Origin of the sequence: Photobacterium sagamiensis (assembly GCF_050337085.1) — a bacterium.
GTDB lineage: Bacteria > Pseudomonadota > Gammaproteobacteria > Enterobacterales > Vibrionaceae > Photobacterium > Photobacterium sagamiensis.
This window is the reverse complement of the sequence record NZ_JAKJSP010000040.1, coordinates 1-22,454: the sequence shown is the minus strand read 5'-3', so window position 1 is coordinate 22,454 and position 22,454 is coordinate 1. Positions and strand designations below refer to the sequence as shown.

19 protein-coding genes, 1 tRNA gene and 1 rRNA gene are annotated in these 22,454 nt (G+C 47.2%); 9 read left to right on the top strand and 12 right to left on the bottom strand.

Going from position 1 to position 22,454, the window contains the following annotated elements; translation table 11 throughout:
- Positions 1 to 127: 127 nt before the first annotated feature.
- Positions 128 to 730: a peroxiredoxin C gene (locus tag L4D76_RS18820; RefSeq protein WP_428442424.1), complete on the top strand. Its 603-nt coding sequence runs from the start codon at positions 128 to 130 to the stop codon at positions 728 to 730.
- 263 nt (positions 731 to 993) lie between these two features.
- The gene (locus L4D76_RS18815) at positions 994 to 1,731 is read left to right on the top strand and encodes a copper homeostasis protein CutC (RefSeq protein WP_428442423.1); all 738 of its coding nucleotides are present in this window, start codon (positions 994 to 996) and stop codon (positions 1,729 to 1,731) included.
- 83 nt (positions 1,732 to 1,814) lie between these two features.
- Here the strand turns inward: L4D76_RS18815 and L4D76_RS18810 are convergent, their stop codons facing one another.
- A complete protein-coding gene (locus tag L4D76_RS18810) occupies positions 1,815 to 2,048 on the bottom strand; it encodes a hypothetical protein (RefSeq protein WP_428442422.1) in 234 nt (77 codons plus the stop codon).
- Here L4D76_RS18810 and ppk2 point away from each other — a divergent pair.
- Positions 2,047 to 2,856 (top strand): polyphosphate kinase 2, encoded by an 810-nt coding sequence (gene ppk2, locus L4D76_RS18805; protein WP_428442421.1) that lies wholly within the window; start codon positions 2,047 to 2,049, stop codon positions 2,854 to 2,856. The genes L4D76_RS18810 and ppk2 overlap by 2 nt on opposite strands.
- Before the next feature lie 39 nt (positions 2,857 to 2,895).
- Here the strand turns inward: ppk2 and phoU are convergent, their stop codons facing one another.
- The 4 genes from phoU to L4D76_RS18785 form a co-directional block, all read right to left on the bottom strand.
- Positions 2,896 to 3,606, bottom strand: a complete 711-nt coding sequence (phoU, locus tag L4D76_RS18800) for a phosphate signaling complex protein PhoU (RefSeq protein ID WP_428442420.1) — start codon at positions 3,604 to 3,606, stop codon at positions 2,896 to 2,898.
- Positions 3,607 to 3,617: 11 nt separating this feature from the next.
- The gene (gene pstB / locus L4D76_RS18795) at positions 3,618 to 4,436 is read right to left on the bottom strand and encodes a phosphate ABC transporter ATP-binding protein PstB (protein WP_428442419.1); all 819 of its coding nucleotides are present in this window, start codon (positions 4,434 to 4,436) and stop codon (positions 3,618 to 3,620) included.
- A 26-nt stretch (positions 4,437 to 4,462) separates the two neighbouring features.
- A complete protein-coding gene (pstA, locus tag L4D76_RS18790) occupies positions 4,463 to 6,100 on the bottom strand; it encodes a phosphate ABC transporter permease PstA (protein ID WP_428442418.1) in 1,638 nt (545 codons plus the stop codon).
- Positions 6,101 to 6,169: 69 nt separating this feature from the next.
- Complete coding sequence (locus L4D76_RS18785) at positions 6,170 to 8,398, bottom strand: ABC transporter permease subunit (protein ID WP_428442417.1); 2,229 nt, start codon at positions 8,396 to 8,398, stop codon at positions 6,170 to 6,172.
- Positions 8,399 to 8,729: 331 nt separating this feature from the next.
- Here L4D76_RS18785 and L4D76_RS18780 point away from each other — a divergent pair, with 331 nt between their 5' ends.
- Genes L4D76_RS18780 through ppx form a run of 3 tightly spaced genes read left to right on the top strand, consistent with a single transcriptional unit; the run spans position 8,730 to position 12,877 of the window.
- On the top strand, positions 8,730 to 9,242 hold the full coding sequence (locus L4D76_RS18780; RefSeq protein ID WP_428442416.1) for a glycine cleavage system transcriptional repressor: 513 nt from the start codon (positions 8,730 to 8,732) through the stop codon (positions 9,240 to 9,242).
- A gap of 40 nt (positions 9,243 to 9,282) precedes the next feature.
- On the top strand, positions 9,283 to 11,388 hold the full coding sequence (ppk1, locus tag L4D76_RS18775; RefSeq protein ID WP_428442415.1) for a polyphosphate kinase 1: 2,106 nt from the start codon (positions 9,283 to 9,285) through the stop codon (positions 11,386 to 11,388).
- Entirely contained in the window at positions 11,372 to 12,877 is a 1,506-nt protein-coding gene (gene ppx, locus L4D76_RS18770) for an exopolyphosphatase (protein WP_428442414.1), read from the top strand. Before ppk1 ends, ppx begins: the two co-directional genes overlap by 17 nt.
- Before the next feature lie 22 nt (positions 12,878 to 12,899).
- Here the strand turns inward: ppx and L4D76_RS18765 are convergent, their stop codons facing one another.
- The 3 genes from L4D76_RS18765 to phoB all read right to left on the bottom strand — a co-directional run bounded on the left by L4D76_RS18765 (position 12,900) and on the right by phoB (position 16,018).
- Positions 12,900 to 13,874 (bottom strand): PstS family phosphate ABC transporter substrate-binding protein, encoded by a 975-nt coding sequence (locus tag L4D76_RS18765; RefSeq protein WP_428442465.1) that lies wholly within the window; start codon positions 13,872 to 13,874, stop codon positions 12,900 to 12,902.
- A 109-nt stretch (positions 13,875 to 13,983) separates the two neighbouring features.
- Positions 13,984 to 15,288, bottom strand: coding sequence for a phosphate regulon sensor histidine kinase PhoR (gene phoR, locus L4D76_RS18760; protein ID WP_428442413.1), 1,305 nt, complete (start codon positions 15,286 to 15,288; stop codon positions 13,984 to 13,986).
- 40 nt (positions 15,289 to 15,328) lie between these two features.
- Positions 15,329 to 16,018, bottom strand: a complete 690-nt coding sequence (gene phoB, locus L4D76_RS18755) for a phosphate regulon transcriptional regulator PhoB (RefSeq protein ID WP_428442412.1) — start codon at positions 16,016 to 16,018, stop codon at positions 15,329 to 15,331.
- A gap of 423 nt (positions 16,019 to 16,441) precedes the next feature.
- Here phoB and rdgC point away from each other — a divergent pair, with 423 nt between their 5' ends.
- From rdgC to L4D76_RS18740, 3 genes are all read left to right on the top strand, one after another.
- Complete coding sequence (rdgC, locus tag L4D76_RS18750; protein ID WP_428442464.1) at positions 16,442 to 17,353, top strand: recombination-associated protein RdgC; 912 nt, start codon at positions 16,442 to 16,444, stop codon at positions 17,351 to 17,353.
- A 208-nt stretch (positions 17,354 to 17,561) separates the two neighbouring features.
- Positions 17,562 to 18,968 carry a prephenate-dependent tRNA uridine(34) hydroxylase TrhP gene (trhP, locus tag L4D76_RS18745; protein WP_428442411.1) on the top strand — a complete coding sequence of 469 codons (1,407 nt, stop codon included), beginning with the start codon at positions 17,562 to 17,564 and terminating at the stop codon, positions 18,966 to 18,968.
- Between the two features lie 4 nt (positions 18,969 to 18,972).
- Positions 18,973 to 19,227: a YfhL family 4Fe-4S dicluster ferredoxin gene (locus L4D76_RS18740; protein ID WP_428442410.1), complete on the top strand. Its 255-nt coding sequence runs from the start codon at positions 18,973 to 18,975 to the stop codon at positions 19,225 to 19,227.
- 80 nt (positions 19,228 to 19,307) lie between these two features.
- Here the strand turns inward: L4D76_RS18740 and mepA are convergent, their stop codons facing one another.
- The 4 genes from mepA to rrf form a co-directional block, all read right to left on the bottom strand.
- Positions 19,308 to 20,096: a penicillin-insensitive murein endopeptidase gene (mepA, locus tag L4D76_RS18735; protein WP_428442463.1), complete on the bottom strand. Its 789-nt coding sequence runs from the start codon at positions 20,094 to 20,096 to the stop codon at positions 19,308 to 19,310.
- A gap of 138 nt (positions 20,097 to 20,234) precedes the next feature.
- Positions 20,235 to 21,215 carry a sugar-binding transcriptional regulator gene (locus L4D76_RS18730; protein WP_428442409.1) on the bottom strand — a complete coding sequence of 327 codons (981 nt, stop codon included), beginning with the start codon at positions 21,213 to 21,215 and terminating at the stop codon, positions 20,235 to 20,237.
- A gap of 1,063 nt (positions 21,216 to 22,278) precedes the next feature.
- Positions 22,279 to 22,355, bottom strand: a tRNA-Asp gene (locus L4D76_RS18725).
- Between the two features lie 31 nt (positions 22,356 to 22,386).
- Positions 22,387 to 22,454: ribosomal RNA gene (gene rrf, locus L4D76_RS18720) — 5S ribosomal RNA — on the bottom strand; the annotation flags it as partial.

The following is a 22,454-nucleotide window of genomic DNA, read 5'->3' as shown; positions in this document are numbered from 1 at the left end:
TTTTCGATTACTTCAATCTGTTTATTCCGCTTTTTTCAATCTACCAGTTTCGCTATAGTTTGTCTCGTCCAAACAAGGAGCCCACCGAAAAGGTCGGCACCAAACCGAATATTCTAGGAGCACCAAAATGGTACTAGTAGGTCGTCAAGCACCAGATTTTACTGCTGCAGCTGTTTTAGGTAACGGCGAAATCGTTGATAACTTCAACTTTGCAGAGTTTACTAAAGGTAAAAAAGCGGTAGTTTTCTTCTACCCACTAGACTTCACTTTTGTTTGCCCATCTGAACTAATCGCTTTTGACAAGCGTTTTGAAGATTTCCAGGCTAAAGGCGTTGAAGTTATCGGTGTTTCTATCGATTCTCAGTTCTCTCACAACGCATGGCGCAACACTGCTGTTGAAAACGGCGGTATCGGTCAGGTTAAATACCCTCTGGTTGCTGATATTAAGCACGAAATCTGCAAAGCTTACGATGTTGAGCACCCAGAAGCCGGTGTTGCTTTCCGTGGTTCTTTCCTAATCGACGAAGACGGTGCAGTACGTCACCAGGTAGTTAACGACCTTCCACTAGGCCGTAACATCGACGAAATGCTACGTATGGTTGACGCGCTTAACTTCCACCAGAAAAACGGTGAAGTTTGCCCGGCACAGTGGGAAGAAGGTAAAGCTGGTATGGATGCATCTCCAAAAGGTGTTGCAGACTACCTGTCTGAGCACACTGCAGACCTATAAGTCTTAGCACCAGAATACTATAAGCAGCACCCCGCTCAACGGTGTTGTGGCAACAAACGCAATAGCGTAAAGCCAAAGTCAGCCGCAAGGCAAAAAAATAATGAGGCCCGGACCACCGGGCCCTTTTTAGTTTAAAAGGTACGAGTATCTAGAAACGAGATACGAGCAATACCCACCAGATGCCACTCGCCACTGAAGCATATTTCCCCCCACCCTTTTTGTTATAGACTACTGCCCTATTTCCTTCCCTGTCGGTTAATTCTATGTTCCAACATATTGAAGTCTGTATTGATAACCTTGAATCGTTGCATTATGCCCAACAGGGTGGCGCGACCCGCATTGAACTGTGCTCGTCGCTGGCTCTTGGTGGCTTAACGCCCAGCGTCGGTTTTATGAAGCAAGCCGTTAAACATGCTCATATTCCTGTGTATGCAATGATCCGCCCTCGTCAGGGGGATTTTTTGTTTTCAGATGACGAGATCGAGCTGATGCTGGAAGATATTCATGCCGCCAAACAAGCTGGTCTGCAAGGTGTCGTCGTCGGTGTTTTAACCCCCCGAAGCCAGATCAATCGAGATACGCTAGCAACGCTGGTGAAAGAGGCCAAGGGATTAGGCGTTACCTTCCACCGCGCGATTGATCAGTGTCTGGCGCCTTTTGAAGCGCTGGATACGATTATGTCTGCAGGTTGTGAGCGAGTACTTACATCAGGGCTTGAAGCCAATGCTCTAGAAGGTGCTGAAACCATTGCCCGTATGGTTCGACATTGTGGAAATCATTTGAGTATCATGGCCGGTGCCGGTGTTACGGCGGATAATGCCGTTGAAATCATCGCTAAAAGCGGTATCAAAGAGATCCACCTTTCCGGTAAAAGCACCCGAGCCAGCCATATGATCAACGTTGGCCGTCAGGCACATATGGGCAGTGCTGACATTGATGACTTTTGTATCCCGGTAACATCTGCCGAGAAAATTGCGGCCGTGGTAAGAGCAATCCAATGATAATTCAATAACACGATCAAAAAGAGCCTGCTATTGCAGGCTCTTTTTCTATATACGGTTACCAACCGATACATCATTCATCCTTAATTATTGTTATTCGCAACCACTGCAGGGCGAATAATACCATGTCGTGCAATTATTACTTTCCGAAATACCGGGCCATGTAACAAACTCTTTTCCCCATTACTCCAAGCGGGATTATCTGCATCAACACCACAGAAAATCGCCACGAAAACTGCTCTTAATTCGTCACCATGCAGATCTGGCATTACTCTTAATAACAATGAGGAGTGTAATAACCACGCGGAGTCTGACATGACCAATAATCCATCAGCCAAAAAACTTAAAAAGAAAGATTATGATCGTGAGCTCGAACGGTTACAGGTTGAGCTGGTCAAGCTGCAAGAATGGATTAAGCACTGCGGGCTTAAAGTGGCCGTCATTTTTGAAGGGCGGGATGCCGCGGGGAAGGGCGGGGTAATAAAACGGATCATGGAAAAACTTAACCCTCGGGTATGCCGTATCGCAGCCTTGCCCAAACCGACCGAGAAAGAAAAAACCCAATGGTATTTCCAGCGCTATGTCGCCCACCTTCCCTCTGCGGGAGAAATCGTGCTGTTTGACCGCAGCTGGTACAACCGGGCAGGAGTCGAAAAAGTGATGGGGTTTTGCACTGATGAGGAATACGAAGAGTTTCTCCGTTCGTGCCCTGAGTTTGAGCGCATGCTGCTGCGTTCCGGAATTATACTGCTGAAGTACTGGTTCTCGGTTTCCGATGATGAGCAGGAAAGTCGCTTCCTTGAGCGCATTCATACCCCGATCAAACGCTGGAAATTCAGCCCGATGGATCTTGATTCTCGTGATCGCTGGGCAGAATACTCAGCCGCAAAAGACAAAATGTTTGCCTATACCGATACCAAACAATGCCCGTGGTGGGTGGTAGATGCAGATGACAAAAAGAAGGCGCGGATCAATTGTATCTCACACTTGCTCTCTCATATCCCTTATGAAGAAATCCACTACCCTCATATTGAACTGCCTGAGGTAAACAAAGAGGGATATGTTCGTGCCCCGGCAGACAGCCAGACCTTTGTGCCTGACCGGTTTTCTGGCCATAAGCCATAAGGCGCAAAATGCGAAGTTAATAAATCGATGGCAGGCGTCTTATTTTAAGACATTTTCAAATTCATCCGGGTTAGTGTGCCGGACATCTTTACCCTTAACGAAATAAATAATGTACTCACAAATATTCTGACAACGATCACCGACGCGCTCGATTGAACGCGCTGACCACATCACCTGCAGAACATTCGGAATAGAACGCGGATCTTCCATCATATAGGTCATCAGCTGGCGAATAATGGCCTCGTATTCACGATTAATGCGATCATCTTCCTGATAGACTTCAATCGCGGCTTTCACGTCCATACGGGCAAAGGCATCTAATACCTCATGCAACATTTTAACGGCATGCTGACCCAGAGATTCCAGCGATACCAATAAGGTGTATTGCTTATTGGTGAAATTCTCCAGCGCCACTTTCGCAATGCTTTCCGCGACATCGCCAATACGTTCCAAATCCGTAATGGTTTTGATGATCGCAATCACCAGGCGTAAATCACTGGCGGTTGGCTGACGTTTAGCAATAATACGGGTGCAAGCTTCATCAATTGCCACTTCCATGGCATTGACCTTGTGGTCACCTTTTATGACCCGCTTAGCCAATTCAGCATCTTGCAGGTGCATCGCTTTCAGCGCATCAGCTAACTGCTGCTCAACCAATCCCCCCATGGCTAATACATGGGTACGAATACTTTCCAGCTCAGCATTAAACTGGCCTGATATATGTCGGCCAAGGCTTAAATTATCCAACATGTTGTGACTCCTTAACCGTATCGGCCGGTAATGTAATCTTCGGTGCGTTTCTCTTTAGGGGTGGTAAAAATATCATTCGTATTGCTGTATTCCACCAGCTCCCCCATATGCATGAAGGCTGTTTGATCTGACACCCTTGCCGCCTGCTGCATATTATGAGTCACAATGATCACCGTATATTTGGTTTTCAACTCATTGATCAGCTCTTCGATCGTCAGCGTTGAAATCGGATCCAGTGCTGATGTAGGTTCATCGAGCAATAATACTTCAGGTTCAATCGCTATCGCCCGGGCAATCACCAAACGCTGTTGCTGACCACCCGATAGACCAAACGCATTTTCATGCAGTCGATCTTTCACTTCATCCCACAAGGCGGCGGCCCGTAGCGAGCTTTCTACCGCATCATCTAAGACTCGGCGGTCGCGGATCCCTTGCAGTCGCAGACCATAAACCACATTTTCATAAATTGATTTTGGAAACGGGTTGGGGCGCTGGAATACCATGCCAACTCGGCGGCGTAGCGAGGCCACATCGACCTTGCTATCATAAATATTCTGGCCATGAAGCATGATTTCCCCATTGACCCGACAGCCTTCAACCAGCTCATTCATCCGGTTAATACAGCGTAGTAAGGTTGACTTACCACACCCCGACGGGCCGATAAAGGAGGTCACCTGCCCTTTGGCAATCCGCATATTAATATTAAACAGTGCCTGCATAGTACCGTAATGCAGATCCAGCCCTTCAATCGACAGCGCGGTTTTCTCTTCGGGTAACGAGGCTAAATCTAATGGCTCAAAAAAACCCATTGTTGTGTTAACTGAAAGCATGTATTTACTCGCTATTGCTCGACTCGTTACTGCTCCAACGAGCGGAACTTCTCACGCAGATGATTTCGAATACCGATCGCTGTTAAATTCAATCCAACAATCACCGTAACCAATAAAAATGACGTCGCGTAAACCAGCGGGCGTGCCGCTTCCACATTGGGACTCTGAAAACCGACATCATAAATATGATAGCCAAGGTGCATGAACTTACGATCCAAATGCACATATGGAAAATGGCTGTCGACTGGCAGGGTCGGTGCCATTTTCACCACTCCCACCAACATGAGAGGTGCGACTTCGCCGGCCGCTCGGGCCACCGCTAAAATTAATCCGGTCATGATCGCCGGACTGGCCATTGGCAGTACAATGCGCCATAAGGTTTCCGCTTGGGTTGCCCCTAAAGCCAGAGAGCCATGACGTACCGAATTAGGAATTCGAGCTAACCCTTCTTCGGTCGAGACAATCACAACAGGCAGCGTCAGAATCGCCAGGGTTAACGCAGACCACAAAATACCCGGTGTACCAAACGTTGGCGTCGGGAGTTGAGCCGAGAAGAACACCTCATCAATGGTTCCCCCCACCATATAAACGAAAAAACCTAAACCAAACACACCATAAACAATGGAGGGTACACCGGCGAGGTTAATCACGGCGACGCGGATCAATTTGGTAAAACCATTTTTACCCGCGTACTCATGAAGATAAATGGCAGCCATGACACCTAATGGCGTGACAATAATGCTCATCAGTAACACCATAAATACGGTGCCAAAAATGGCTGGAAACACCCCGCCTTCAGTGTTAGCTTCCCGTGGGTCTTCGGTCAGGAACTTCACCACCTGACTTCCCCAATGGGCAATTTTACCGCTGAATGTCAGATCGTTCGGATACCAGACATCTAAGATCTGCTCCATAGGAAGCCTGACCTCAACGCCGTCCATGTCACGTACGACTAATGCACCATCCACCAGCTTTTGTTGCAATGCGAACAAGCGCTGCTCAATCTGACTATAGTCTTGTTGCAGTTGTTGCTGCTCCAGAGCTATCGCCTGCCTGGCAGTATCATCCAACTGGTTACTTAGCAACAGATTACGTTCTTTTAACCGCAGCTGTTCCAGCCGCCAGTTAATATTGTCAATTTCAGTTTGCTGCAAGTTATCCCGTTCGGTGCGAACCTGCGCCGTTTCGGCCAGCCCCTGTGATAACTCACTGACATGACGCGGTTGATCTTCATTGATTAAACCAACCGGATAACCATAAAACTTACCGTTTTTATCACGATCTATCACCGCAATATTATAAGCGAGGGCCTGATGGTCAATCTGAATATCCAGCAGAGTGATAAAATCGAGTTCAACCCGCTCTCGGTTGCCTGTTTTAATCAGATAACGGGTAACACTGTTACCTTCAACCGCAGAGACATCAACCCCCGCCTCTGCTAATTGGTCAACCGGAATACGCTGACGTTCATAGATTTCCCCGATGATCACCTGCTTATTGCCATCGAGCGTGACATCAAACTGATACACAGGTGCCGGCCAGAAGAAACTGAGCCCCTTCCAGCCAATCAACAACAGCAAACCTAATACCGCAATCAGACTCAGACTTACAGCCCCGGCTGTTAGCCATATCCAGGGCGAGCCTGATTTAAACCACTTTCCCATCAAGAATTCACTTTAATCGTAATTATTCCGCACATTCCGGTAACTGTTCTACTAGGGTGAACAGCGACATTATAACGAACTGTATTTTTCGCGTAGCCGCTGGCGAACCAGTTCGGCAATGGTGTTGAAAAGAAAGGTAACAATAAACAGCACAAAGGCAGCAAGGAATAATACCCGATAGTGAGAGCTGCCTACCTCCGACTCCGGCATTTCAATCGCAATCGTCGCCGATAGTGTGCGTAATCCTTGTAATACATTCCAGTCCATAATCGGGGTGTTACCCGTCGCCATCAGCACGATCATCGTCTCACCAACAGCCCGTCCTAACCCCATCATGATGGCCGAGAAAATACCCGGACTGGCCGTTAACAGCACAACCTTGGTTAAGGTCTGCCAATGCGTCGCCCCTAATGCCAGCGAGCCACTGGTTAAGTGTCCCGGCACCGAAAAAATTGCATCTTCGGCAATAGAAAAAATAGTCGGGATCACCGCAAACCCCATCGCAATACCAACGACCAAGGCATTGCGCTGATCGTAGCCAATTCCCCATTCATTGGTTAAAAAGTGGCGAACATCACCGTCAAACAACCACTGTTCAACATACGGACTCGCCGTAAAACAGGCATATCCCAATAACACAATGACCGGCATCAGAATCGCAATGTGCAGACCATTAGGTAATTTATGACGCCATTGCCCCGGTAGTACAGACCAGCTCCACCCCACCAGCAGAATCATCAGTGGCAGCATGATCAGGCTCATCACGATCCCCGGTAAGAAATCTTCAACAATCGGTGCCAGCCACAAACCTGCCAGAAAGCCTAAAATCACGGTGGGCAGCGCTTCCATGATCTCCACCGTCGGCTTAACCACACTTCGCATTGCTGATGACATAAAATAGGCGGTATAAATTGCCCCGCCCAATGCCAGCGGAATAGCAAAGAACATTGCATAGAACGCGGCTTTTAAGGTACCGAATATAATCGGGACTAAGCTAAGCTTAGGCTCAAATTCATCACTGGCTGAAGTGGATTGCCAGACATAATCCGGTTCGGAGTACCCTTCGTACCAGACTTCCTGCCATAACGATGAGAAACCAATTTCCGGGTGGGTATTGTTAACCGCATAGGTTTGCCATTCATCCCCCGTTAACACCAACAGCCGATCAGCCCGGGGGGAAATGGCCACCGTATCCGGCGCAGCGGTAAACAGCTTCTCTTGATACAAAGCGCTCTTATCCGCCGTGTAGTACGCCGACAACATCCCGTTTTGCTGAATAGCAAAAAAGCCCTTACGGTAATATTCCGGCACCAACTGCACTAACGCACTATCTGATAAAGAAAAGTCCCGTGCCTTTACCAGGGATCGTTTACCCTTGGCCAGTATTTCAAACCACTGTGATACCGTATTACTACTGGTGGTGATCAATAATGAGTTGGCACCTGACAACAAATCAATTTTTAAAGGCTTGCCCTGACCGTCACTGACATCAACGACCTCACGAGTTTGGGAGCCCGGACCGTTAATCGCCACCACATACAGATAATTGCCGCTCAGCAGATACAAGGTACGCCCATCAGGCGTGACAACCAGATCGGTAACCTTGTCCGGAATATCACTAATTTCAAATAAGTTGCTCTGCCATTCCACCTGCCGGGTTAACAGACTATCTTGTCCGGCGAATGTCAGCGCGACAAGACGGTGATCTGCCGTTACACCTACGACAAGCGCGTTGTCTGTTCGTACCGATATGGCCAGTTGCGTAATAGCCTGTCCTTGTGGATCCAGTACAAAAGATGGTTGTCCTAGCGGGTAGTCAATCTCTGGCGTTGTGACTCTTTGGTTGTTTGGAAATGTCACCCGAAATACGGGTTTTATAATCGTGACTCGTCCATCGTGGTTGCCAAACGCAAATACGGCATCACGCGGTAAACTCTGAGCGAAGCTCGTGGGTTGTTCAGTGACAGTATGTTGGCTAATGATCTCGCCGGCTTGTTCTTGTGGCATCAGCCGAACAAAACTCAACTCACCCTGCTGTGACAGGCGATAAGCCAGATCATTATGCTCTTCGATACCCATTGCTGCGACGGTATCAGAAAAAGGAAGGGTAAAAGTCTGCTGCTGTTTTACGGTCACTGACGAGAAGATAGGCACGGTAACATACAGCAAATAGAAAAAAATCAGCACTAAGGTAAGAAGTACAAAAATGCCACCAGCAGTCACTCCATAACGCACAAACCGGTCTTTTAAACGTCGACTACGGCTTTCTCCCATCAAAAATGCGCTGGCGTCTGCCATTATTACCTCAAACCGTCTTCATGTTTACTGATATACCTAAGCCACCTCAAGATGCGAGAATTCTGCGTCTTAAGGTGGCTTGGGTATATTATGTCTTTTTAATGACATTTTTGTGACAACTGTATTCAGTCCACCTGTTGACCGTCAATTAGAATGACATAAAGTTACAATAAAATATCATTATTCTTAATCATTTATGACCCCAGACTGATTTAAATCGCAGGATCCTCTGTGGATCTGGACAGAATGAAAACATGCTCTGATAATGAATTAGTGTCTTGTGTAAACCGTTTACACAAACATTTGCCTACCGCGGAAAAGGAAATTCGTTATGAAGCACATCATCATCACTGTTATTGGTAAAGATCGCCCAGGCTTAGTTGAACTGCTTTCAGATACGGTCTACCAGAATAAAGGTAACTGGCTCAGTAGTAGTCTGAGTAAACTGGCGGGGCAATTTGCCGGTATCCTGCAAGTCGAAGTCGCCACCAAACACATTTCGGTGTTAAGCAAAGCGTTGTCTCAAATTGATGAACTCCAGATCCACATTGTGGAAGATCAAAGCCAGGCATTGCCATCACTGACACTGCATCAGCTCACTGTCACCGTTAATGATCGCCCCGGCATTGTCAAAGAGGTAACAACTCTGCTGAATCAACTGGGTATCAACATCCATAAACTAAAAACCGACACCCAAAGTGCACCTAACTGGGGCTACCCTATTTTTAAGGCGCATTTCCTATTAGAAATGCCTGCCAACCTTGAACTCGGTTTTGTCCAGCAAGAGCTTGAAAAACTTGCTGATGATCTAACGATCGATTTTGATGACGCTACACAGGCATAAATCGTAAAACATTTCGCCTCGCTGTTTTGCAGGAAGGAAAATGAGTACGGAAACCCTTTATATTGAAAAAGAGCTAAGCTGGCTTTCATTTAATGAACGTGTTCTGCAAGAGGCTGCCGACAAGTCGGTACCTCTGATAGAGCGCGTCCGTTTTTTAGGGATCTTTTCCAGCAATACCGATGAGTTTTATAAAGTCAGGTTTGCCGACATCAAGCGCCGTATCCTGATCAGTCAGGTACATGGAGGAGATGAAAGCGCCAAGCACCTGCTCAGCAAGATCCAGAGCCGGGTACTCAAAATGAATCAGGATTTTGATACTTTATATAATGAAATTCTGCTGGAGATGGCAAGGCGTCATATCTTTCTGATCAATGAGCTTCAGCTTGAAGAAAATCAGCAAAGCTGGCTACGCCGATATTTCCGCAATACGATTTTGCCTCATATAACTCCGATCCTGCTCACCGATGAGATCAACCTGTTGCAATTTCTAAAGGATGAATATTCTTATCTGGCGATTGAAATGCAACTGGGGGAGAACAAGCGTTATGCATTAATTGAAATTCCTACCGATCAGCTACCTCGTTTTATTCAGCTTCCAGAACCTAAAGGAAGGCGTCGTAATACCCTAATCCTACTAGATAATATTATCCGCTTCTGCCTCGACGATATCTTCAGTGGCTTCTTTGAATATGACAGACTTAAAGCCTATTCGATGAAGATGACCCGTGATGCGGAATACGACTTAAGCCAGGAGGTGGAACACAGCCTGCTTGAGCAGATGTCAGAAGGCCTGAACCAGCGCCTGACCGCGATGCCGGTACGCTTTGTCTATCAGCGAGATATGCCGGGTAATATGATCGACGTACTGTGCAGCCTGCTTAAAGTTTCCAGCTATGACAGTATCATTCCCGGAGGCCGCTACCATAACTTTAAAGACTTTATCGACTTTCCGAATGTCGGGCGAAAATACTTAGAAAACCCATCTCTGCCTCCGCTCCAGAGCTATCAGTTTACCCGTGCGCGCAATGCCTTTGATGCCATCAAAGCGCAAGATATTCTGCTCTACTATCCCTATCACACCTTCAATCACGTCACCGAACTGGTGCGTCAGGCATCTTACGATCCCAAGGTACACAGCATAAAGATTAGTATTTACCGAGTCGCCAAACACTCCCGGATCATTGATTCCATGATTGATGCAGCCAACAATGGCAAACAGGTCACCGTGGTGATCGAGCTGCAGGCACGATTTGATGAAGTAGCCAATATTGAATGTTCTCACCGCTTAACCGAAGCCGGGGTTCATGTGGTATTTGGCGTGCCGGGGTTAAAAATTCACTCAAAACTATGCCTGATCACTCGCAGGGAGGACGACAAGCTGGTTAGCTACGCACATATTGGTACTGGAAACTTCAATGAAAAAACTGCCCGAACCTATACAGATTTCTCATTAATGACCTGTGATCAGGAAATTGCCAATGAAGTCCGGCAGGTCTTCGCATACATTGAAAACCCGTATCGGCCGGTACAATTTGAGCACCTGATCGTATCGCCACTAAATTCGCGCTCACGCCTGTACGATTTGATCGATCGTGAAATTGCCCATGCTCGGCAGAATCTCTCATCTGGTATTACACTTAAGGTTAATAATCTGGTCGATAAAGACTTGATTAACATGCTCTATCAAGCCAGCAGTCATGGCGTAAAAATCAGGCTCATTGTTCGTGGTATGTGTGCTTTGATCCCCGGAATCAAAGGGATCAGTGACAATATATCTGCAATCAGCATTGTTGATCGCTTCCTTGAACATCCTCGGGTAGCGGTATTTGAAAACAATGGCGATCCGGATGTCATGCTCTCTTCCGCCGACTGGATGACCCGTAATATCGATAACCGAATTGAGGTCGGTTGCCTGATCCGTGATCCTGCACTGAAGAAAAAAACCATCGATATTCTGAATATTCAGCTTACCGATACCGTGAAAGCACGGGTACTCGACAAAGAGATGAGCAACCAGTACGTACCGCGAGGCAACCGACGAAAGATACGGTCGCAGATAGCCATTTACGATTACCTTAAGCAAAGCGAAAAACAGCTTAAAAAACAGGCAGAAAAAGCGATTAATAATAATGATACCGGATCATAACCAACGCCATCGTGAAATAGCCGCTATCGACATTGGTTCGAATAGTTTCCATATGGTCGTCGCCAGAGTTGTCGGGCAAAGCCTGCAAATCATCAGCCGGCATAAGCAACGTGTTCATCTGGCTTCAGGGTTGGATGAACAGCAAAACCTCGATCTAGCCGCCATTGAACGCGGCTTGGCTTGTCTGGCAATGTTTGCCGAACGCCTGCAAGGGTTTGAACCGGAAAATGTTCGTATTGCTGCCACTTATACCTTGCGCCAGGCTAACAATGCTCATCTGTTTTTGAAGCGTGCTGAAAGTATCATGCCCTACCCCATCGAGATCATTCCGGGCACTGAAGAAGCCCGTCTGATCTATTTAGGCGTCGCTCACACTCAGCCAGAAAGCGGTCGTAAGCTGGTGGTCGATATCGGCGGTGGCAGTACCGAATTAGTTGTTGGCGAGAACTTTGATACCAGACTGCTCTATAGCAAGCACATGGGATGCGTGAGCTACAACCAACACTACTTTGCGAAAGGTAAAATCAGCAGCAAAAATATGGCGTCAGCCCAACTGGCAGCTCAGCAAAAAATGGAGAGTATTGCCAGCCAATACCACAGGCAAGCCTGGGGTAAGGCGATCGGATCATCGGGGACCATTAAGGCTATTCGCGGGGTGTTGATTGCTAAAGGATACAGCGACGGGATGATCACCAATAAACGACTCAATCAGCTGGTTGAGCAGGTGCTGTCGTTTAAAAATAACGATGAACTGGACTTACCCGGGCTGAGTGATGATCGAAAACCGGTGTTTGCCGCCGGCCTTGCCATATTAGCGGCAGTATTCCAATCGCTGAAAATTGAAGAGATGATCTATTCTGACGGTGCTTTACGTGAAGGCCTGTTATATGAGATGGAAGACCGGTTCCGCCACAGCGATATCCGAACCCGCACCGCGAGCGCAATGGCAAGCCAGTACCATGTCGATCTTGATCAGGCGACCAGAGTGAAAGAGTGTGCGGAAGATCTTTACGCTCAAATCGAACCACAACCCGGGCCGGCTAAATCTGAACTCTCAACTTTGCTCGGCTGGGGGGCATTGTTACATGAAGTCGGACTAAGCATCAGTTATCCAGGCTTTCATCGCCACTCTGCGTACTTACTGCGCTACAGCACCATGCCGGGTTTTAATTTGGAACAACAGACGGTACTGGCAACCTTAGTCCGCTTTCAGCGCAAGGCACTGAAGCTGGAAGAGATGCCGGAACTCAGTATTTATAAGCGCAAACACCTTTATCCATTGATCCGTACTCTGCGGCTGGCTGTTGCGTTAAATGGTCAGAGAGCCGATGAGCCGCTTCCGAAGATAAATGTCAAAGCAGATAAAGAATCATGGGAATTAACCCTGCCGGCGGGCTGGCAAGAAAATAACAAGCTGTTGGCTGCTGACTTACGGCAAGAACAAGAGTATTGGGCAAAGGCCGGATGGGAACTCGCTATTAGTTCTTAATTTACTATTAACCCATCACGCACTAAAGCCCTAAACCCGCTAAATTCACTTCCACGACCGCGGCAGGTAAAGGGATATAACCATCTTTCTCGACAATATGCTGGCCATTACGAGACAGGATGAATTTAATGAACTCCGCCTGCATAGGAGCCAAAGGTTTGTTCGGGTGCTTGTTGACATAAATATAGAGATAACGCGCCAGCGGATAGCGGCCATTAATCGAATTTTCGATGGTGGCATCAACATAATCAGTCCCTTCTCTGGCAATCGGAATAGCGCGTATTCCCGTGGTTTTATACCCGATGCCAGAATAACCAATTGAGTTTAGCGAGGTCGATACCGACTGAACCACTGATGCCGAGCCCGGCTGTTCATTCACATTATTGCGAAAATCGCCCTGGCATAACGCTCGCTTTTTAAAATACCCATAGGTGCCAGATACCGAGTTACGGCCAAACAATTGGATATCACGCACAGCCCATTTTCCCGTCAGCCCTAACGCCCCCCAACGAGTGATCGGTTGCGTGCCACCGCATCGTAATGTTCGGGAATAAATCGCATCGAGCTGTTCGAAATTTATTCCCTGCAATGGATTATCTTCATGGACAAATACTGCCAGCGCATCGATCGCAACGCGAATGGCTGTGGGTTTATAACCATACTCACGTTCAAAAGCCTGAACTTCTTTCGACTTCATCTGGCGGCTCATAGGTCCCAGCTGCGCCGTTGCTTCAGTCAAAGCCGTCGGCGCTGTGGATGATCCCGCAGTCTGAATTTGAATGTTCACATTCGGATACTGGCGTTTAAACTCTTCCCCCCAGTAGGTCATCAGATTCGCCAGCGTGTCTGAACCAACCGAAGAAAGGTTGCCGGCAATGCCACTCACCCTTTTATATTCCGGTAATTCAGCCTCTGCAGCCCAGGCTGAACGGCCGAAAAGCACGGCCAGCGATAACAATACAATACGAAACATCCCCTCTGAGATGCGGAACATCATGGCCATAGAACAGACTTCATCCTTTTCGTAATAATTGTAATGTAACGACAAAAGCGACCTTCACTGACCGCCTCTATGTTCCGCCCTTCATACGGAGCACACAATTATGTCACGCAGCTTTCGTCACCAGCCGCTGCGGCAAGGTGAACGAGAAAGTACTGCCTTCGCCTGGCATACTTTCAATTTCAAGTTGCGAGTCATGGTGGCTTAACGCATGTTTCACAATCGCCAGACCTAAGCCACTGCCCCCGGTTTCTCGGGAACGCGCCTTATCCACCCGATAAAAACGCTCAGTCAGGCGATGGATATGTTGCGGTGCAATACCGTCACCACTGTCGGCCACTTCCAGCCGCGGCCCACCCGCCGTCAAATACCAGCGAACCGAAATCGATGCATTATCGGGAGTATGCTTCACGGCATTGTATACCAAATTAGAAACCGCACTGCGTAGCTGGTCGGCATCACCTAAGACTTGCAACGACTTATCGACATCAAACGTAAACTGCTGGTTCTTTTCACCACTGAGCGAGATGGCTTCTTTCTCTAAAATATCCAGCATCGCTGGCACATTGATCGTTTCTTCTAACTCAATATTCGGTGCGGCTTCAATTTTTGATAACGTCAGCAACTGTGCGACCAGTGAATTCATCCGCACCAGCTGTTCGGTCATGACGCCATGTGCTTTGTCCCACATCGGCCCCACCAGCATCTCCGGGTCTTTCGACATTTCCAGATAACCTTGCAACACGGTCATCGGCGTACGCAGTTCATGGGAGACATTGGCAAAGAAGTTACTCCGCATGCCTTCGAGCTGTTTCAGCTGTGACACATCACGCACAACCATCAGGTACTCACCTTCGGTGTAGCGCATAATTCGCAATTCCAAAGTACGGTCGTAATTCAGCGGCGAAGTGATTTCGAGCGGAGACTCGAATGCCTGTTTCGCAAGATAGCGAACAAAATCAGGACTACGGAGTAAATTGCTGATCGGCTGACCCGCATCATCCGGCCAGCGAAAACCGAGCAGGTGCTGAGCCAGCTTATTACACCAGACAATATTCCCTTCACTGCGAAAGACAACCACAGCATCAGGCAGGGATTCAGCACCATTACGGAAGCGGCGAATGAGTGTTGCTAATTCTTTGCGACGACGACGGTTTCGTTGTTGCAAGCGGTACATGCCATTAAACAGCGGCTCCCAACTACCAGAGCCGGAAGGTGGCGTCAGACTACGCTCTTTCCATAACCAGTCAGACATTTTTAATTGATTATGAAAATGCCAGATCAGCTGGATCCAGGTCGCGACCAGTAAGAACCACGGCAAATAGCCGAAAATCTGCCCCAGAATTACCCAGGGCAAGTAAAACAAGGTCAGTTCCCAAACCAGCTTTTTCCACGACAGCCGTTCGACCATTCACAACTCCATGATAACGGACACGCTCGTATTATCTCAGTTACTTACGTGTCGAGAATCGGTAACCCGCGCCACGAACGGTTTGTACCATCTTATCGTATCCGCCCATTTCCAGCGCTTTACGCAAGCGGCGAATATGAACGTCGACAGTACGATCTTCAACATACACGTTGGTGCCCCACACATTATTCAGTAGCTGCTCCCGGCTATAAACGCGTTCTTGGTGAGTCATAAAAAAATGCAGCATTTTGAACTCTGTTGGTCCCATATCCAATGGCTCATCATTGCACGTAACGCGATGGGAAACAGGATCCAGTTTTAAACCCTGAACATCAATTATGTCATCCAAAGACGTTGGAGAAGAACGGCGCATTACCGCTTTAAGACGTGCCATCAGCTCTTTGGGTGAGAACGGTTTGGTAATGTAGTCATCGGCACCGACTTCAAGGCCGCGTACCTTATCTTCTTCTTCACCACGAGCCGTCAACATTACTACCGGGATCTGACGAGTCATCTCATCACGCTTCAGGTGTTTAATCAGGTTGATCCCTGAGCCTCCCGGCAACATCCAGTCCATCAGAATTAACTCAGGATAAGGCTCGCAAATCTTATCCAGAGCACTGTCATAATCTTCAGCTTCGATTGGCTGATAGCCTTTCTGCTCTAGTACAAAACACAACATCTCGCGAATTGGTGCTTCATCTTCTACAACAAGAATCCGTCTTCCCATAGCTATATTTACCTAAGTAGTTGCTGTCTTCGTGGGCCATTATGTTTGTTAATTATGACACTTTTGTGACCCCATGACATAAAATCGTAACCAAGTGTATTATCAATACAAAATGCATCCAGTATCTTATTTCATTGCGAACAGTCCAAATGATTTCAGAGGCTTAGATTTCACCCTCTGATTGCCGCCTGAATACAACCACTGCCAACGACTTCGACAACAAGCTGTATAACCAGTTACCTCAATTGAAGGGCAGACAGAGGTATTTAAGGCGTCGTTAGGGTATGTAAAAAAGTGACCTCGATTGTACCCCACTAACCTCAATATCGCTGATAACTGGGGGCAGAAAAGTTGCGACAAACCAATAGCAATACAATAAGATTGTCAGCTAAATGCACAACCCTAGGATTTGTAACTACCATGATGTGGTTTAAAAACGTATTAACCTACCGCTTTACCCGTGAAATCGACCTCAATCCAGATCAAATCGAAAAACAACTGGAAGAGTTCCGCTTTACCCCGTGTGGTAGCCAAGACATCCAAAAATTCGGTTGGGTACATGCACTAGGCAAACACGGCGATATGTTCACACATGTAGTGGGCGACAATATCCTTGTCTGTGTGCGTAAAGAAGAAAAAATGCTGCCAGCATCGGTAATTAAGGAATCACTTAATGCCAAAGTGGAAATGCAGGAACAAGAGCATGGCCGTAAACTGAAGAAGAGCGAAAAAGACACCATCAAAGATGAAATCGTGATGGATTTACTGCCGCGCGCATTCAGCCGTCACTCGCAAACCTATGCGTTGATCATGCCGAAAGAAGGCTTCATCATCGTCGATGCAGGTAGCTACAAAAAAGCTGAAGATTTATTGGCACTATTGCGTAAATCGATTGGTTCTCTACCCGTTGTACCTGTAACGCCAGAAAAGCCTGCAGAACTGACCATGACGGAATGGGTACGTTCAAACACCTCACCAAACGGCTTTACCGTGGGTGAAGAAGCTGAGCTTAAAGCCATCTTAGAAGACGGTGGCGTGATCCGCTGTAAGCAGCAAGATTTAAGCTGTGATGAAATCCTTGCGCACATCGAAGCCGATAAACTGGTAACCAAGCTGGCCCTGAACTGGCAAGATCGTATCGACTTCGTTCTTGAAGCGGATCTTGGCATCAAGCGCCTGAAGTTCTCTGATGAAATCAAAGATCAGAATGAAGATATCGACCGCGAAGAAATCGCAGCACGTATCGATGCCGATTTATCATTGATGTGTGGCGAATTCTCAGCCTTCCTGCCAAATGTATTTGAAGTACTTGGCGGCCTGGAAGTTAAAGAATAATTTTAAAAGTGCCGAGGTACGAGTGGCTAGTTTCGAGTCTTCGTACCTCCCATCTTCTACAATCCCCTCTCCACTCGCATCTCTCTACTCGAATCTAAACCCAGTTTTAATTGCCTTCGTGGTACGGATCACAGTAAAATCCCGCCTCCTTCCGCATCACTAGGTGATTGCGGCCTGATTTGGAATCAGACACTGAGAATTATGAGCTATGTTTAAACCTGAATTGTTATCCCCTGCCGGCAGCCTTAAAAACATGCGTTACGCATTCGCGTACGGCGCTGATGCAGTCTATGCTGGCCAACCTCGCTATAGCCTTCGAGTTCGTAATAACGAATTCAACCATGAGAACCTGAAGATCGGTATCGACGAGGCTCATGCCCAAGGAAAAAAATTATACGTGGTATGTAACATTCAGCCGCATAACTCAAAGCTGAAAACCTTCATTCGCGATCTGAAACCAATCGTAGAAATGGGCCCAGACGCGCTAATCATGTCTGATCCGGGTCTTATCATGATGGTACGTGAAAACTTCCCAGATGTAGTTGTTCACCTATCTGTACAAGCTAATGCAGTTAACTGGGCAACCGTAAAGTTCTGGTCTACCCAAGGTGTTGAGCGAGTGATTCTTTCTCGTGAATTATCTCTGGAAGAAATCGAAGAAATTCGCGAACACTGCCCTGAAACAGAATTAGAAATTTTTGTTCATGGTGCACTTTGTATGGCTTATTCAGGTCGTTGCCTTCTATCTGGTTACATGAACAAACGCGATCCGAACCAAGGTACATGTACTAACGCTTGTCGTTGGGAATACAAAGCAGTAGCTGCAAAAGAAGACGATAATGGTCAAATCGTTGAAGCGAACCCTGTTGATGCTAGCGTTCAAGTTCAGGAAGTAGAAGTTCAAGAAGCTCGCCCTGACAACACACTAGGTCTTGGTAAGCCAACGGATGAAGTGGTTCTTCTTTCTGAATCACACCGCCCTGAAGATAAAATGGCGGCGTTTGAAGATGAGCACGGCACTTACATTATGAACTCGAAAGATCTACGTGCTATCCAGCATGTTGAACGTCTGACGAAGATGGGTGTGCACTCACTGAAAATAGAAGGTCGTACTAAATCTTTCTACTACTGTGCACGTACCGCTCAGGTCTACCGCAAAGCAATCGATGATGCAGTAGCGGGTAAACCATTTGATGAAAGCCTAATGGGCACACTGGAAAGCCTGGCACACCGTGGATACACAGAAGGCTTCTTACGTCGTCACACACATGATGCGTACCAGAACTACGAATACGGTTATTCAATTTCTGATACTCAACAATTTGTTGGTGAATTTACAGGTAAACGCCGTGGTGACCTTGCAGAAATAGACGTAAAGAATAAGTTCATGGTTGGTGACAGCCTTGAAGTCATGACACCGCAAGGTAACGTTGTTTTCAATCTTGAAATGATGGAAAACCGTAAGTCAGAATCTGTTGATGATGCGAAAGGTAACGGTCACTTTGTCTTTATCCCAGTACCTGCGGATATGGACTTAGATTATGGTCTACTAATGCGTAACCTAGGCAACGGTCAAGACACCCGTAGCCCTCACGGTTCTGCAGACGGTAAATAATTCGATGGCATTGCTCATTAATGATAAGTGCATCAACTGCGATATGTGTGATCCTGAGTGCCCTAACGAAGCGATCACCATGGGTGCCGAGATCTACGAGATCGATCCGGATAAATGTACAGAGTGTAAAGGACACTATGACAAGCCAACTTGTCAGTCAGTTTGTCCTATTACCAACTGCATTATTACGGATCCTGCCCATATCGAAACCGATGACGAACTGCTCGAAAAGTTCGTGACCCTGCAGGGGCTGGCTTAATTGTCTGTGTGATTGCAAAACAAAAAAGCGCCGAAAGGCGCTTTTTTATTAGCTCAAACATCTCAGGACCAAAGTCACCGCTACCTCAGTAAAGCCAAGCATTGCTCCGGGGGCTTGGGTGGTATTTTTTTCTTCGTTTTCACTACTTTCTTTTTGTCAGGCTTCGATTTCGGCTTAGGCTTCCAAGACGCTAATTCTGCACCACAACCATCACCGGCGGGAGGAGCCGTCTGAGGTTTGCAACTGCCATCGCCTTCGGGGCAATGCAGCCTGACATGGAAATGGTAATAGTGGCCCCACCAGGGACGTACTTTGCGCAACCAAGAGCGATCCGTCCATTCGCGCTTACACAGCTGCTGTTTAATAACAGGATGAACAAAAATCCGGGCAACCTTGTCATCAACAGCCGCCAACTGCACCAGTAAAGCCTGCTCTTCGCCCCAATTATCCTGATTAATTTTATAGTCTTTAATGTGAACCATCGGTAGCGGCTGAACATCAACCAGTTCCTCATTGGTCAATGGCTGATCGGTTAGCTTCAGCCAGATATCAGCATCTAGACCAGTTTGATGACTCGCATGCCCCGATGAAAAGCGTCCTCCACGTGGCATGGCGATATCCCCGACGAGTAGCTGACCAATATTTAGCTGCTGCACACCATTAGATAGGTCATGGAGGAATTGGATCATACTCTGGTGACCATAATAACGGCCCCGGTGAGAACGCATAACCTGATAACCATCCCCCTGCAAAGGCAAATCCTCACCACCCGCCAGGCAACCATTATTGTAGGTACCGATAGATTCTGATTTACCTGTACTTGGCGAGTTCACCTTTTCCCATGGGCTAGCCCAAACAGTTGTCGACATACCAAGCCATGCCACCAAAAATATTATTGTTCTCAAGACTATACCCTTTTCCTTAAAGCCACCCTGAAAGCATAGCAAGCAAAAAAAAGGCTGCACATCATGCAGCCTCCATCTGTGACAAACTTTTATTCAACATGGCTACTTCATCTGTTGATCCAGATTTAGAATAGTCAGTGCATTACTTACACTTGTTGCAAGGACATCCACAATACCAGAGCGTAATGCTCCCAATAACGCCAACGCTTTACTGTTTTCTGCAGCGGTAACCACTACCGTCGGAATATGACGTAACTCTTCCATACTTAGGCCAATAACTCGATCACTCATCATGGTATCAGCCTGCTGCCCCTGGCTATCGAAAAAATCATAACCTGCAATATCACCGACAACACCTTTACGAATTCGGGCTTCAACGATCTCTTGAGGCGTAAACCAACCCAGTTTTACCATGTGGCTGTTTTCGTTCATATCACCGACACCAACTAAAGCCACATCGGCACGGCGAGCACGATCTAGGGTTTCCTTCACGGTACCGTTCTTCATAAATGATTCTTTGACTTTGATGTCTTCAACATAAGCTGGGGCGTACAATGTCTCGCTAATACCATCATATTTTTTTGCTAACTGGCGGCAGATGTGATCTGCATTAATCGCATTACCTGAGCGGTGAGTACCACCAATACCACAAACGAAGCGACATTTACGGTGAGGCACCACGCCAACATGACTAGCTATAGACGCAATATTCCTTCCCTGACCGACAGTTACTACCATATCGTCAGTCAAAATAGTGGATAGATAACTGGAAACAAGACTCGCCACCTGTTGCCGCTGAGCTTCTTCATCCGGCTGATCGAGTGCAATCAAAGCGCGCTTAAGGTTAAATCGTTCAATTAGCTGCTGTTCGAGCTTTTCACTAAATACCGGGTGATATTTAACAGTAATTTCAACCACCCCCTCATCGCGTGCACGACGAAGCAAACGGCCCACTTTAGCCCGAGACATTCCAAATTTCTGCGATATTTCTTCCTGAGTAGCACCATCCTGATAATAAGTAATGGCAATCTCGGTAAGTAAATCACTATCAATGTTTGTGTTGTCATTTGCATTTACGCTCATCGCACTATCCTTTCTAACTGCAATTCAGCTAATTCACTGCGGTCAATATTACTATATGCCTGCGTCGAAATGGATCAGAAAGCCTGAAATCTATCTTATACATCAAGAAGAAAATGGACGTACACCTTTTACAAAACAGATCACATAAAAGATGTTCACTCCCTACAGCTACAGTAACACCATAGATAAATCACTTATAAGGCGTTGATAATTATCAGTATAGTAGCTTGTGCAGCTTTTTAACCATTGGAACCTGAAAGCTTAAAAGGGTGTACATTAATGAAGAAACGAGAAACTAAGACATTAGAGAACCGCTGAAGCGAGCACATAATACGATGGATCCCTTATCTCATCTTCGTACCTCACGTCAGGGAATGACGAGATTTTTCCTTTTGTTCAAACGTAAAAAAGCCCCAGTCGTTAGACTGAGGCTTTAATAAGTGGCGGAGTGGACGGGACTTGCCATTCCTTGAAATCAGCGCGCCCCCGACGTGACAGGCCGCTAAGCTCTCCAATAAAAAGCCTAACCAACTGAACTACCACTCCGCGGTGTCTATTCATATTGCTACAAACGTAAAAAAGCCCCAGTCGTTAGACTGAGGCTTTAATACGTGGCGGAGTGGACGGGACTTGCCACTCCTTGAAATCAGCGCGTCCCCCGGCGTGACAGGCCGGCTCGCTTATATCATGCCTCTCAGTAATAGATCGCGACAAGCCATACCGCGTCATCCTCGAAATCGAGGGACGAGATTATCGGGGATCCCTCGCGCGTTGATCGACCGAGGCTGTGGATTCCCTATCTCGCTCGTGCCTCGCTGTAGGGAATGACGAGGTTTTTGCTTTTGTTCAAACGTAAAAAAGCCCCAGTCGTTAGACTGAGGCTTTAATAAGTGGCGGAGTGGACGGGACTTGCCACTCCTTGAAATCAGCGCGTCCCCTGCCGTGACAGGCCGCTAAGCTCTCCAATAAAAAGCCTAACCAACTGAACAACCACTTCGCTGTGTCTATTCATATTGCTACAAACGTAAAAAAGCCCCAGTCGTTAGACTGAGGCTTTAATACGTGGCGGAGTGGACGGGACTCGAACCCGCGACCCCCGGCGTGACAGGCCGGTATTCTAACCAACTGAACTACCACTCCGCAGTGTCTATTCAGCATAAAGCTATTTGGCGCCTGGCGATGACCTACTCTCACATGGGGAGACCCCACACTACCATCGGCGCTACTGCGTTTCACTTC

Excerpts from the sequence above, each read along its gene's own strand:
- L4D76_RS18820 (WP_428442424.1), top strand. The coding sequence starts at position 128 with ATGGTACTAGTAGGTCGTCAAGCACCAGATTTTACTGCTGCAGCTGTT.
- L4D76_RS18815 (WP_428442423.1), top strand. The coding sequence starts at position 994 with ATGTTCCAACATATTGAAGTCTGTATTGATAACCTTGAATCGTTGCAT.
- ppk2 (WP_428442421.1), top strand. The coding sequence starts at position 2,047 with ATGACCAATAATCCATCAGCCAAAAAACTTAAAAAGAAAGATTATGAT.
- L4D76_RS18810 (WP_428442422.1), bottom strand. The coding sequence starts at position 2,048 with ATGTCAGACTCCGCGTGGTTATTACACTCCTCATTGTTATTAAGAGTA.
- phoU (WP_428442420.1), bottom strand. The coding sequence starts at position 3,606 with ATGTTGGATAATTTAAGCCTTGGCCGACATATATCAGGCCAGTTTAAT.
- pstB (WP_428442419.1), bottom strand. The coding sequence starts at position 4,436 with ATGCTTTCAGTTAACACAACAATGGGTTTTTTTGAGCCATTAGATTTA.
- pstA (WP_428442418.1), bottom strand. The coding sequence starts at position 6,100 with ATGGGAAAGTGGTTTAAATCAGGCTCGCCCTGGATATGGCTAACAGCC.
- L4D76_RS18785 (WP_428442417.1), bottom strand. The coding sequence starts at position 8,398 with ATGGCAGACGCCAGCGCATTTTTGATGGGAGAAAGCCGTAGTCGACGT.
- L4D76_RS18780 (WP_428442416.1), top strand. The coding sequence starts at position 8,730 with ATGAAGCACATCATCATCACTGTTATTGGTAAAGATCGCCCAGGCTTA.
- ppk1 (WP_428442415.1), top strand. The coding sequence starts at position 9,283 with ATGAGTACGGAAACCCTTTATATTGAAAAAGAGCTAAGCTGGCTTTCA.
- ppx (WP_428442414.1), top strand. The coding sequence starts at position 11,372 with ATGATACCGGATCATAACCAACGCCATCGTGAAATAGCCGCTATCGAC.
- L4D76_RS18765 (WP_428442465.1), bottom strand. The coding sequence starts at position 13,874 with ATGATGTTCCGCATCTCAGAGGGGATGTTTCGTATTGTATTGTTATCG.
- phoR (WP_428442413.1), bottom strand. The coding sequence starts at position 15,288 with ATGGTCGAACGGCTGTCGTGGAAAAAGCTGGTTTGGGAACTGACCTTG.
- phoB (WP_428442412.1), bottom strand. The coding sequence starts at position 16,018 with ATGGGAAGACGGATTCTTGTTGTAGAAGATGAAGCACCAATTCGCGAG.
- rdgC (WP_428442464.1), top strand. The coding sequence starts at position 16,442 with ATGTGGTTTAAAAACGTATTAACCTACCGCTTTACCCGTGAAATCGAC.
- trhP (WP_428442411.1), top strand. The coding sequence starts at position 17,562 with ATGTTTAAACCTGAATTGTTATCCCCTGCCGGCAGCCTTAAAAACATG.
- L4D76_RS18740 (WP_428442410.1), top strand. The coding sequence starts at position 18,973 with ATGGCATTGCTCATTAATGATAAGTGCATCAACTGCGATATGTGTGAT.
- mepA (WP_428442463.1), bottom strand. The coding sequence starts at position 20,096 with ATGTCGACAACTGTTTGGGCTAGCCCATGGGAAAAGGTGAACTCGCCA.
- L4D76_RS18730 (WP_428442409.1), bottom strand. The coding sequence starts at position 21,215 with ATGAGCGTAAATGCAAATGACAACACAAACATTGATAGTGATTTACTT.